Below are 10,260 nucleotides of genomic sequence, written 5' to 3' on the forward strand. Positions count from 1 at the left end.
TGCTTTCAATCCATCCACTCCAGCGGCTGGTTCTTGGGTAGCCGGATCTCCACCTGCAAGCCCCCCAGTTCGGAGCGCCCCAACCTGATGGTGCCGTGATGCTGGGAAACTATCTTGGCAACGATGGCCAGCCCCAGCCCACTGCCGCCACCGGTGCGCGCCACATTGCCCTGGGTGAAGGGCTTGAGCACCCGGGAGTAGTCCTCTTCTGCGATCCCCGGGCCATTGTCGGAGAGTCGCAGCCGCACCCAGTGGCCATCATCCCTGAGCTCGGCCTGCAACCGGGTCGCGCCATAGCGCAGGGAGTTGCCCGACAGATTGTTGAGGATACGGCGAATGCTGATGGGATGGCAGGCCACACGCACCGCCTCCTCCGGCAGGAGCAGCTCCACTTCCAGTCCCTGATCGGTCTGCATCAGCAACGCATCGTGAATGAGCTGGGTCAGGTCGACGGGCCGGGCATCGAGCCCCTCGTTCGGGCGAATGTAGTCGATGAACTGATCGATGATGCCGTTCGACTCATCGATATCCGCATTGATGCTCTCCTTGAGGTACTCATCCCCCGAGGACATCATCTCGGTCGCGAGACGAATGCGGGTGAGAGGGGTGCGCAAATCGTGGGATACCCCGGCCATCATCAGGTTGCGCTCCTCGATCAGCCCCTTGATGGAGCTCGACATGTGGTTGAAGGTGCGGGTCAGGCGGCGCACCTCCCGCGAGCCCTGCTCCCCCAGGGCATCGGGAAAGTTGCCGCGCGCCACCGCCACGGCCCCCGCTTCCAGATCCTCCAGCGGTCGCACCAGCTGACGGGCAAAACGCCAGGCTGCAAACAGGGTCACCACCAGCAAGACGCTCATATAGAGGATGAGCGGTTCGATGTCGTCATCTTCAATTTCAGTCAGGGGAATGCGCACCCACATCTGGCTGGCCTGGGGAGGCTGGATCCAGATGATGTAGTGATCCTGGATTTCAACTCTGACCCTGGTATCCCCTTTCAATTCGCGGCTGATGCTCTGCTCCAGATAGGGGTAGGGCTTGGAATCATTCAGCCCGTGCTGCTCCGCCTCGCTCTGGGTATAGATGTCGCTGCCAGTGGTCACATAGACCAGCGCCTCGGCATCTTCACTGAGCGCCAGCTGGTTGTTGTCCACCGGAAAGATGAGTTTGACCTGGTTTGCCAGCAGGTGGCTGATCTGCTTGACGGTCGGCGCCAGCAGGTAGTTGTAGAAGGTAACGTAGGAGACGACTTGATAGACCACCAGCACGGCAGCCAGAAACCAGAGCATGCGGGAGAACATGCTGCCCACTTTCTTCATGCGTTCTCACCGTCCGGTACGAACACATACCCCAGACCCCAGACGGTCTGCAGATAGCGAGGCTGGGCCGGGTCCTGTTCCAGCAGGCGGCGCAGGCGGGAGACCTGCACATCAATGCTGCGCTCGGTGGCCGTGTACTCGCGACCACGGGCCAGGTTCATCAGCTTGTCACGGGAGAGCGGTTCGCGAGGATGACTCACCAGCACCTTGAGCACGGCGAACTCCCCGCTGGTCAGGGCAACCGGTTCGCCATCACGGCTCAGTTCACGGGTCGCCAGATTGAGCTGGTAGGCCCCGAAACTCACCATCTTCTCCGCCGCGGAAGGGGCGCCGGGCAGCTCCACGGTGTGGCGGCGCAGCACGGCGCGGATCCGGGCCAGCAGCTCACGGGGGTTGAACGGCTTGGGCAGATAATCGTCGGCCCCCATCTCCAGACCGACGATGCGATCCACTTCGTCCCCCTTGGCGGTGAGCATCAAGACAGGGATCTGGTTGCCGGCCTCGCGCAGGCGGCGGCAGATGGAGAGGCCGTCTTCCCCCGGCAGCATCAGATCAAGCACCATCAGGCTGAAGTTTTCACGCGTCAGCAGGCGATCGGCCTGCTCCCCGTTGGCGACACCTCGCACTACAAACCCCTGCTCGGTGAGGTAGCGCTCCAGCAAGGAACGCAGTTTCAGATCGTCGTCCACCACCAGGACCTTGTATTGCTGACTCATTGCCACCTCTCTTTTCTGTCTCCCCTCATACTAGAGCCGCCCCCTGCAACCACAAAGCATAAATATGTTACCGGTTATTGCCCTCATTCGGCCCCGGAGCCGGGAAGGATGGATGGCCAGCTCTGCTTTTTGCTCGACAGCGCGGCGACAATGACTAAGATCCCGAGCAACCGGATGCAATTGGCGAGGGAGTGATAACTCCATGAAAACCAAACTCATTACCCGTGAAGGCTACACCATGCTCCGGCAGGAGCACGACATGCTCTGGCGGGAGGAGAGGCCCGATGTCACCAAAAAAGTGGCCTGGGCAGCGAGCCTGGGTGATCGCAGCGAGAATGCCGATTACCAGTACAACAAGAAACGCCTGCGGGAGATCGACCGCCGGGTTCGCTACCTGCGCAAGTGCCTGGAAGAGCTGACCATAGTCGACTACTCCCCCTCCCAGGAGGGCAAGGTCTTCTTCGGCGCCTGGGTCGAGGTGGAAAACGACGAGGGTGAGACCAAGCGCTTTCGCATCGTCGGCTATGACGAGATCTTCGGCCGCAAGGATTACATCTCCATCGACTCCCCCATGGCCCGTGCCCTGCTCAAGAAAGAGGTGGGCGATGAAGCCATGGTTCAAACGCCAGTGGGTGACGCCTGCTGGTACATCAATGAGATCAGCTATCCCAAATAAGCCAGGCCTAGCCTCACTGCCAAATCGGCTGACAAGGCCAGGAGAGACCGAGCATGTCCGCCCACCGGGTATGAGAAACGTCATTTCTGCCGGGGTGGCATCCCGCTGCCCGACCCCATATAGTGCTCACACTCGGCGCCTTGCGGCGCCAACCGGCCCGCGCGGCAGTGGCCTGGCAGGTATCTAAAGTATCGCCAGGACAGACCCCCTGTTCGGCGACATAGCCCAACGCTGGCCAGTTAGACAGAACCCGACCAAGAGACCCTCGATGCAAAGCCACGTAATAGAACATCAGATCGCCGGTGAGCTGAATGCCCGCCCGGAACAGGTGCAGGCAGCCGTTCGCCTGCTGGACGAAGGCGCGACCGTTCCCTTCATCGCCCGTTACCGCAAAGAGGTGACCGGCGGTCTGGACGACAGCCAGCTGCGTACCCTGGAGAGCCGCCTCGGCTACCTGCGTGAACTGGCGGATCGCCGCCAGGTGATCCTGCGCTCCATCGAAGAGCAGGGCAAACTGACCCCCGAGCTGGCCCGCGAGCTGAACGACGCCGACAGCAAGACCCGGCTGGAAGACCTCTACCTCCCCTACAAGCCCAAGCGGCGCACCAAGGGGCAGATGGCCATCGAGGCGGGGCTGGAGCCACTGGCGGATTTGCTGCTGGGTGACCCCATGAAGGATCCCGAGCAAGAGGCGGTTCGCTTCCTCAATGCCGAGCAGGGGATCACCGACGGCAAGGCCGCCCTCGACGGTGCCCGTTACATCCTGATGGAGCGCTTCGCCGAGCAGGCCGATCTCCTTGAGAAGTTGCGGGACTACCTGTGGCACAACGCCACCCTGCGTGCCCGCGTGGTGGCCGGCAAGGAGCAGGAAGGGGCCAAATTCAAGGACTACTTCGAACACGACGAACCCCTGCACAAGGCCCCCTCCCACCGGGTGCTGGCCATGTTGCGCGGCCGCAACGAGGGGATCCTCAACCTGGCGCTGGTCACCGGCGAGGATGAGGGTACCAGCCCCTGCGAAGGGATCATTGCCCATCACCTCAGACTCAACCTGCAACACCGCCCGGCCGACAAGTGGCTGCAGGGGGTGGTGAGCTGGACCTGGAAGATCAAGCTCTCCCTGCAGATGGAAACCGAGCTGATCGGCCGTATCCGCGAGTCAGCGGAGGAGGAGGCGATCAAGGTGTTCGCCATGAACCTCAAGGATCTGCTGATGGCGGCACCGGCCGGCATGCGCTGCACCATGGGGCTGGATCCCGGCATCCGCACCGGGGTCAAGGTAGCGGTGGTGGATGCCACCGGCAAGCTGGTCGATCACGCGACCATCTATCCGTTCGAACCCAAACGCCAGGTTGACCAGAGTCTCAAGACCCTGAGCGAGCTGTGCCAGAAGCACAAGGTCGAGCTCATCAGCATCGGCAACGGCACCGCATCCCGGGAAACCGACCGCCTGGTGAGCGATCTGTTCGAGCGCTACCCGGCCGCCAAGGCACAGAAGATAGTAGTGAGTGAAGCGGGGGCATCGGTCTACTCCGCCTCCGAGCTCGCCTCCCAGGAATTCCCGGATCTCGACGTCTCCATTCGCGGCGCCGTCTCCATCGCTCGTCGTCTCCAGGATCCCCTGGCAGAGCTGGTCAAGATCGATCCCAAGAGCATCGGTGTGGGCCAGTACCAGCACGACGTCGGCCAGAGCCAGCTGGCCCGCCGCCTCGACGCGGTGGTCGAGGATTGCGTGAACGCGGTCGGGGTGGATGTGAATACCGCCTCGGTCGCCCTGCTCAACCGGGTTTCCGGCCTCTCCCAGACCCTGGCCCAGAACATCGTCGCCTACCGCGACGAGAACGGCGCCTTCAAGAGTCGTCAGCAGCTGCTGAAAGTAAGCCGACTCGGGCCCAAGGCATTCGAGCAATGCGCCGGCTTCCTGCGCATTCGGGGCGGCAGCAACCCGCTGGACGGCTCGGCGGTGCACCCGGAATCCTACCCGGTGGTGGAGCGGATCCTCGCCAAGCTGGAGCAGACCGTGGACAGCCTGCTCGGCAACAGCAGCCTGCTGCGCACCCTCAAGCCCACCGACTACACCGACGATCAGTTCGGGGTGCCTACCGTCACCGACATCATTGGCGAGCTGGACAAGCCCGGCCGCGACCCGCGTCCCGAGTTCAAGACCGCCACCTTCAAGGAAGGGGTGGAGAAAATCAGCGATCTGGTGCCCGAGATGGTGCTGGAGGGTGTGGTCACCAACGTCACCAACTTCGGCGCCTTCGTCGACATCGGCGTCCATCAGGACGGGCTGGTGCACATTTCTTCCCTCACCGATCGCTTCGTCAAGGATCCCCGCGAGGTGGTCAAGGCCGGTGACATCGTCCGGGTCAAGGTGCTGGAAGTCGACGTACCGCGCAAACGCATCAGTCTGACCATGCGTCTGGATGAAAAAGCCGGCCAGCCTGCACGCAAAACGGCCGAGCCGCGTCACACCGGCAACACCCGACCGAAACAGGCGCCCCGTCAGAGCGCTCCGACCGAGGGTGCCATGGGCAACGCCTTCGCGGCTGCCCTGTCGAAACTGAAGAAATAAGCCCCCAGAATGCAAAAAAGCCCCGAAAGGGGCTTTTTCATGCCTGCACGGAGCGGGATCAGACGTCCTGACTCAGGCTATGCGGGGAGGCCGGCCTCACCGCTTGCTGATAGTGCCTGGCAATCACCTGGTTTCGATTGTCCATATAAGCACCGAGCGGGCCTGTGGTTTCCTGCCTGAGGGTCATCAGATCCTTGCGGGCCTGTGCCTCCTTGCCAGAGGCGGCACGGGCCACACTCATGTCTTGTGACGATGGTTCATCGGGAGCCAGTGCTGCGGCACGCACCTGCTGCATCTTGGCGATGGTCGCGGCGGGATCCCCGGGAATGGTCCCCATGTCGATGACCACCTCCCCCCCGGTGGCATAACGCTTGCCATCCGGCCCACGGGAAAACTGGTAGGTAGGGCTCCCCGCATGCTCGCCGCCGGCTGCCTGGTGCGCCTGCTCGTGCTTGCGAACTTCGAGATCCCGTTCGACCAGCGCAGCCACCTGACGCTGCTGCTTTTGCTGCTCCTGCTGTTCACCCTCCTGACGTTGTCGACGCTCCCCCTCCTCCCCCGTTGCCTCGACAAAACGGTGCGCCACCATCACGGGGCCGGTCTGGCCGTTCTCTTTCGTGGACGAGGATGGGGCGGCGGGATTGGCCTGGGCGGCCCGGGATCTCTCTTTCTGGGAACCGACGCCGGACTCGGCGTTGGACGCCTCACTCTGGCGGCTGGGGGGCACCAGTTCTGCGCGGCGGTTGTCAGTCTGTGCCGATTCCGTCTGCGGCTGCAGTTGATTCGGAATGATGGTCGGCAGACTGACGTTGATGTTCATGTCACACCCGGATATCGATCAGGGTGCCCAGCATGTCGCTGGCCGTCTGGATCACCTTGGCGGATGCCCCGGCATGCAGCTCGGCCACCTTGAGATTCACCAGTTCATCCGGCAACTGCACCTGCTCACCCGCTGGCGTATTGAGACGGGCGATTTGGCTGGACGCCTGGCCCGCCAACTGCTCGGCCCGTTGGAACCCCTGCACGCCCGCCGTCATGGCTGATTCGATACGCATTGGCACACTCCTCTGTAGGGTTGGCTAATTATCCATCAACCTGACGAGTTATTGAAGCCTGCCGCTCAAATCTCAGTCAATGAACTGCCGCAGGAGGGTGATGAACTGCTCTGGATGGGAGATGAAGGGGGCATGGGATGCCTTCTCCAGCACCAGACTGTGGCTGGCAGGGTAGCGCGCATCCAGCAAGGGAATGGCGGCCTTCGGCACCAGGGTATCCAGCCTGCCGTAAAGACGCAGCCAGGGCAGATCCAGGCCGATCAGTTCATCCCGCAGATCGACCTCGGCCAGCAGGCCCAGACCCGCCTCCAGGGCCGCAAGCCGGGGAGCGGGTCGCTCCGCCAGCCAGTGACGCAACTGGCGAATGTCATTTCTGGCGTGCTCGCTGCCCATGGCCTGGATCGCGAGGAAACGCTCTATGGTCTGCATGAAGTCGCCGGCCAGCATCTGGTTGAACCCCGCCAGCACCTTGGGGGCAATCCCGGGCCACTCGTCGCGGGCCATGAAGCAGGGAGAACTGGCTACGGTAATGAGAGAGTGAAGGCGTTCAGGCATGGTCAGCGCCAACTGACTCGCCACCAGACCACCGAGGGACCAGCCGAGCAGATGGCATTTTTCAGGCAATATGGCCGCCACCTGCTCTGCCAGCCAGGGCAGGGTGTAGTCTGTTCCTGATTGCAGGGGGCTGTTGCCAAAGCCGGGCAGGTCCACCAGATGCAGCCGATAGTGGGCAGCCAGTTCTTGGGCAATACCGTGCCAGACGGCCCCGTTCATGCCCCAGCCATGCAACAACACCAGGTCCGGGCCCTGGCCAAACCGCTCAACCGATACGCTCATCTAGACTCAAGATCCCTGTTTATCTGCTTGGAGCCTGCATGTTAAAGCGGCTGCTCGCCAAAGCAAGTCCGATCCTTGGCACCCAGTCCGACTGGCTCGGTCTGTGCCTGCTCTGTCGCCAACCCTGTGATGACACGCCCTTGTTGTGCTCCTGGTGTCGCCACGCCCAGCGCCAACACGACAGACGATGCCTGATGTGTGCAGCACCGCTGCCGGAGCAACATCGCGAGAGCGAACTGCTGTGCGGTCGCTGCCAGCGCAGACCCTCCCCCTGGGAGCGTTTACAGGTGATCGGCGATTATCAGGCACCTTATGCCCAACTCATCCCCCAGCTGAAGTATTCCGGTCAGATCCTGCTCGCGCCGCTGCTTGCCCGCCTGCTGGCAGACCATCTGGACCTCGCCAACCCACCGCAGGTCATCATTCCGGTTCCCCTGCACTGGTGGCGCCAGTGGTGGCGCGGCTTCAATCAGGCAGAAGAAATCGGCCATGCCCTGAGCGCACTCACCGGCATTCCTTGCGACACCCGCGTACTGCGCCGGACAAGGTCGACCCCGCAACAGACCCGGCTCAGTGCCGGCCAGCGGCGACGCAATCTGCGTGGCGCCTTCGAAATAGAACCTCACCACTACCGGCATGTGGCACTGCTTGATGATGTGGTCACCACGGGCGCCACCGCAGGTCAGCTCACCCGGTTGCTTCATGAGCACGGCGTCACCACGGTAGAGGTGTGGGCCATCTGCCGTACCCTCCGACACCTGAAATAACCGGGCTGGGATCCGGCCCGGGAGTCCGCTGGCGGCATGATTCCGATACGCCCGGGCTCACAGGCTCGCCATCGGCACGCTACCCAAGCCCCGCCAAGCGAGTTATCATGAATACCCTAGTCGTACACTCAGGTTTATGAGGATAATGATGATCAGCATTTCCGACACCGCCCAGGCCCACTTCCGCAAGTTGCTGGAGAAGCAGCCTGATGGCACCAACATCCGGGTGTTTGTGGTCAATCCGGGAACCCAGAATGCCGAGTGCGGCGTATCCTATTGCCCACCCGACGCGGTCGACCCGGAAGATCAGCACCTGCCGTTCAGCGGCTTCGACTGCCTGGTCGATCCCCTGAGCGCCCCCTTCCTGGTGGATGCCACCATCGACTTCGTCACCGATCAGATGGGCTCCCAGCTCACCCTGAAAGCCCCGAACGCCAAGATGCGCAAGGTGGCCGACGACGCCCCGCTGATCGACCGCATCGAGTACGTGCTGATGTCCGAAGTGAACCCCATGCTGGCCGGTCACGGCGGCAAGGTCACCCTGGTCGAGCTGACCGACGACAAACTGGCCATCCTGCAGTTTGGCGGCGGTTGCAACGGTTGCTCCATGGTCGACTACACCCTGAAAGAGGGGATCGAGAAGCAGTTGTTGGAGAAATTCCCGGGCGAGCTCAACGGCGTCAAGGATGCCACCGAGCACCAGCGCGGCGACCACTCCTACTACTGATTTGCCCCCTTGCGGCAAAGAAAAGGCCCCGCCAGCTGGCGGGGCCTTTTGCATGCTGCGGCTGGCAGATCACTCGTCCTTCTTGTCTCGCGACAGCAGGGCGATGGCTGCCTCTTTCGGGTTCTTGCCCTCGTACAGCACCTTGAAGATCTGTTCGCAGATGGGCATCTCGACGCCACAGCGGGCCGCCAGCAGATGCACCTCCTTGGTGTTGCGATAGCCCTCCACCACCTGGCCTATCTCGGCCATGGCGGTGTCAACCGACTTGCCCGCTCCCAGCGCCAGACCGAAACGGCGGTTGCGCGACTGGTTGTCGGTACAGGTCAGCACCAGATCCCCGAGCCCCGCCATCCCCATGAAGGTCTTGGCGTCGGCCCCGAGGGCGGCGCCCAGACGCTGCATCTCCACCAGACCCCGAGTGATGAGCGCGGTTCTGGCGTTGGCGCCAAAGCCGAGTCCGTCAGAGAGACCGGCACCGATGGCAATGACGTTCTTGACCGCCCCGCCCAGTTGCAGACCGATGAAGTCCGGATTGGTATAGACCCGGAACGAGCGGCCGCAGTGCAGCAGGTGGGAGAGATCGTCGGCAAAGTCGTCGTGGGTCGAGGCCACCGAGATGGCGGTCGGCAGACCGGCGGCCAGCTCGCGGGCGAAGGTCGGGCCCGAGATGACCGCCAGTGGAATGGCATCCCCCAGCACCTCCCGCGCCACCTCTTGCAGCAGACGGCCGCTGTCCGGCTCCAGCCCCTTGGTGGCCCAGGCGATCCGGGTATCCGGGCGCAGGAAGGGTTTGACCCGGGCCAGTACCTGGCCGAACACATGGCTCGGCACCACCAGCAGCAGCACGGGAGCGGCTTGCACCGCCACCTGCAGATCCGACGTCAGTTGCAGATCGGCCGGGAAGGGGACATCCGGCAAGAATGCCTTGTTGCAGCGATCCTGTTCCAGCTCGGCGACATGGGCAGGGTCGTGACCCCACAGCAGGGTCGGATGACCATTGCGCGCCAGAGAAATGGCAAGGGCGGAGCCATAAGACCCCGCCCCCAGGACCGAGATTGCGATCTGGTCGGCCATTATCAGGCTTCCGCAGTCGCCTGCTGGGCCTGTACCTGCGCCATGTGCTGGGCGAACAGGGCGTCGAAGTTGACCGGTGCCAGGTTCAGCTGCGGGAAGGACCCCTTGCTCACCAGGTTGGATACCGCTTCGCGGGCATACGGGAACAGGATGTTCGGGCAGAAGGCCGCCAGGCAGTGGGCCAGTTGCGGCTCAGGCAGGTTGCCGATGGTGAAGATGCCGGCTTGCTGCACTTCGCACAGGAAGGCGGTCTCGGTTTCCAGCTTGCAGGTGACAGTCAGGGTCAGCACCACTTCATAGACGCTGTCGGCCAGGACATTGGTCTTGGTGTCCATGTCCAGCTTGACGTCCGGCTGCCACTCTTTCTGGAAGATGTGCGGAGTATTCGGGGCTTCGAAGGAAACATCCTTGGTGTAGACACGCTGGATGTGGAATTCCGGTTGCACTTCCTGGTTGTTGATTTCGTCAGCCATTTCGTTTGATTCCTTTTTAAGATAATGAGTGGGCGCAGGCCCTT

11 protein-coding genes are annotated in these 10,260 nt (G+C 62.6%); 4 read left to right on the forward strand and 7 right to left on the reverse strand.

What is annotated here, in order from left to right; all coding sequences use genetic code 11:
• Window positions 1-5 precede the first annotated feature (5 nt).
• Both envZ and ompR read right to left on the reverse strand, forming a co-directional pair.
• Window positions 6-1,316 (reverse strand): two-component system sensor histidine kinase EnvZ, encoded by a 1,311-nt coding sequence (envZ, locus tag HKD46_RS06375; protein ID WP_010672557.1) that lies wholly within the window; start codon window positions 1,314-1,316, stop codon window positions 6-8.
• Window positions 1,313-2,032: a two-component system response regulator OmpR gene (gene ompR / locus HKD46_RS06380; RefSeq protein WP_010672556.1), complete on the reverse strand. Its 720-nt coding sequence runs from the start codon at window positions 2,030-2,032 to the stop codon at window positions 1,313-1,315. The genes envZ and ompR overlap by 4 nt, the downstream gene beginning before the upstream one ends.
• 202 nt (window positions 2,033-2,234) lie before the next feature.
• Here ompR and greB point away from each other — a divergent pair, with 202 nt between their 5' ends.
• Both greB and HKD46_RS06390 read left to right on the forward strand, forming a co-directional pair.
• The gene (gene greB / locus HKD46_RS06385) at window positions 2,235-2,708 is read left to right on the forward strand and encodes a transcription elongation factor GreB (protein ID WP_043153505.1); all 474 of its coding nucleotides are present in this window, start codon (window positions 2,235-2,237) and stop codon (window positions 2,706-2,708) included.
• Window positions 2,709-2,976: 268 nt separating this feature from the next.
• Entirely contained in the window at window positions 2,977-5,283 is a 2,307-nt protein-coding gene (locus HKD46_RS06390) for a Tex family protein (RefSeq protein WP_043153507.1), read from the forward strand.
• 58 nt (window positions 5,284-5,341) lie between these two features.
• Here HKD46_RS06390 and HKD46_RS06395 read toward each other — a convergent pair whose 3' ends face one another.
• The 3 genes from HKD46_RS06395 to bioH form a co-directional block, all read right to left on the reverse strand.
• On the reverse strand, window positions 5,342-6,103 hold the full coding sequence (locus tag HKD46_RS06395) for a putative metalloprotease CJM1_0395 family protein (RefSeq protein WP_043153510.1): 762 nt from the start codon (window positions 6,101-6,103) through the stop codon (window positions 5,342-5,344).
• 1 nt (window position 6,104) lies between these two features.
• Window positions 6,105-6,338, reverse strand: a complete 234-nt coding sequence (locus HKD46_RS06400; RefSeq protein WP_041214075.1) for a hypothetical protein — start codon at window positions 6,336-6,338, stop codon at window positions 6,105-6,107.
• A gap of 72 nt (window positions 6,339-6,410) precedes the next feature.
• Window positions 6,411-7,175: a pimeloyl-ACP methyl ester esterase BioH gene (bioH, locus tag HKD46_RS06405; protein WP_043153512.1), complete on the reverse strand. Its 765-nt coding sequence runs from the start codon at window positions 7,173-7,175 to the stop codon at window positions 6,411-6,413.
• Between the two features lie 38 nt (window positions 7,176-7,213).
• Between bioH and HKD46_RS06410 the strand changes: the two genes are divergently transcribed.
• Together HKD46_RS06410 and nfuA are read left to right on the forward strand one after the other, a co-directional pair.
• Window positions 7,214-7,942 (forward strand): ComF family protein, encoded by a 729-nt coding sequence (locus HKD46_RS06410; protein WP_043153514.1) that lies wholly within the window; start codon window positions 7,214-7,216, stop codon window positions 7,940-7,942.
• Between the two features lie 148 nt (window positions 7,943-8,090).
• On the forward strand, window positions 8,091-8,669 hold the full coding sequence (gene nfuA, locus HKD46_RS06415) for a Fe-S biogenesis protein NfuA (RefSeq protein ID WP_010672549.1): 579 nt from the start codon (window positions 8,091-8,093) through the stop codon (window positions 8,667-8,669).
• A 69-nt stretch (window positions 8,670-8,738) separates the two neighbouring features.
• Here nfuA and gpsA read toward each other — a convergent pair whose 3' ends face one another.
• Entirely contained in the window at window positions 8,739-9,743 is a 1,005-nt protein-coding gene (gene gpsA / locus HKD46_RS06420; RefSeq protein WP_171865034.1) for an NAD(P)H-dependent glycerol-3-phosphate dehydrogenase, read from the reverse strand.
• Between the two features lie 2 nt (window positions 9,744-9,745).
• The gene (secB, locus tag HKD46_RS06425) at window positions 9,746-10,216 is read right to left on the reverse strand and encodes a protein-export chaperone SecB (RefSeq protein WP_010672547.1); all 471 of its coding nucleotides are present in this window, start codon (window positions 10,214-10,216) and stop codon (window positions 9,746-9,748) included.
• Window positions 10,217-10,260: the final 44 nt, after the last annotated feature.

The sequence above is a fragment of the Aeromonas sp. TW 6 genome, from assembly GCF_013168745.1.
GTDB classification, from domain to species: Bacteria; Pseudomonadota; Gammaproteobacteria; order Enterobacterales; family Aeromonadaceae; genus Aeromonas; species Aeromonas caviae.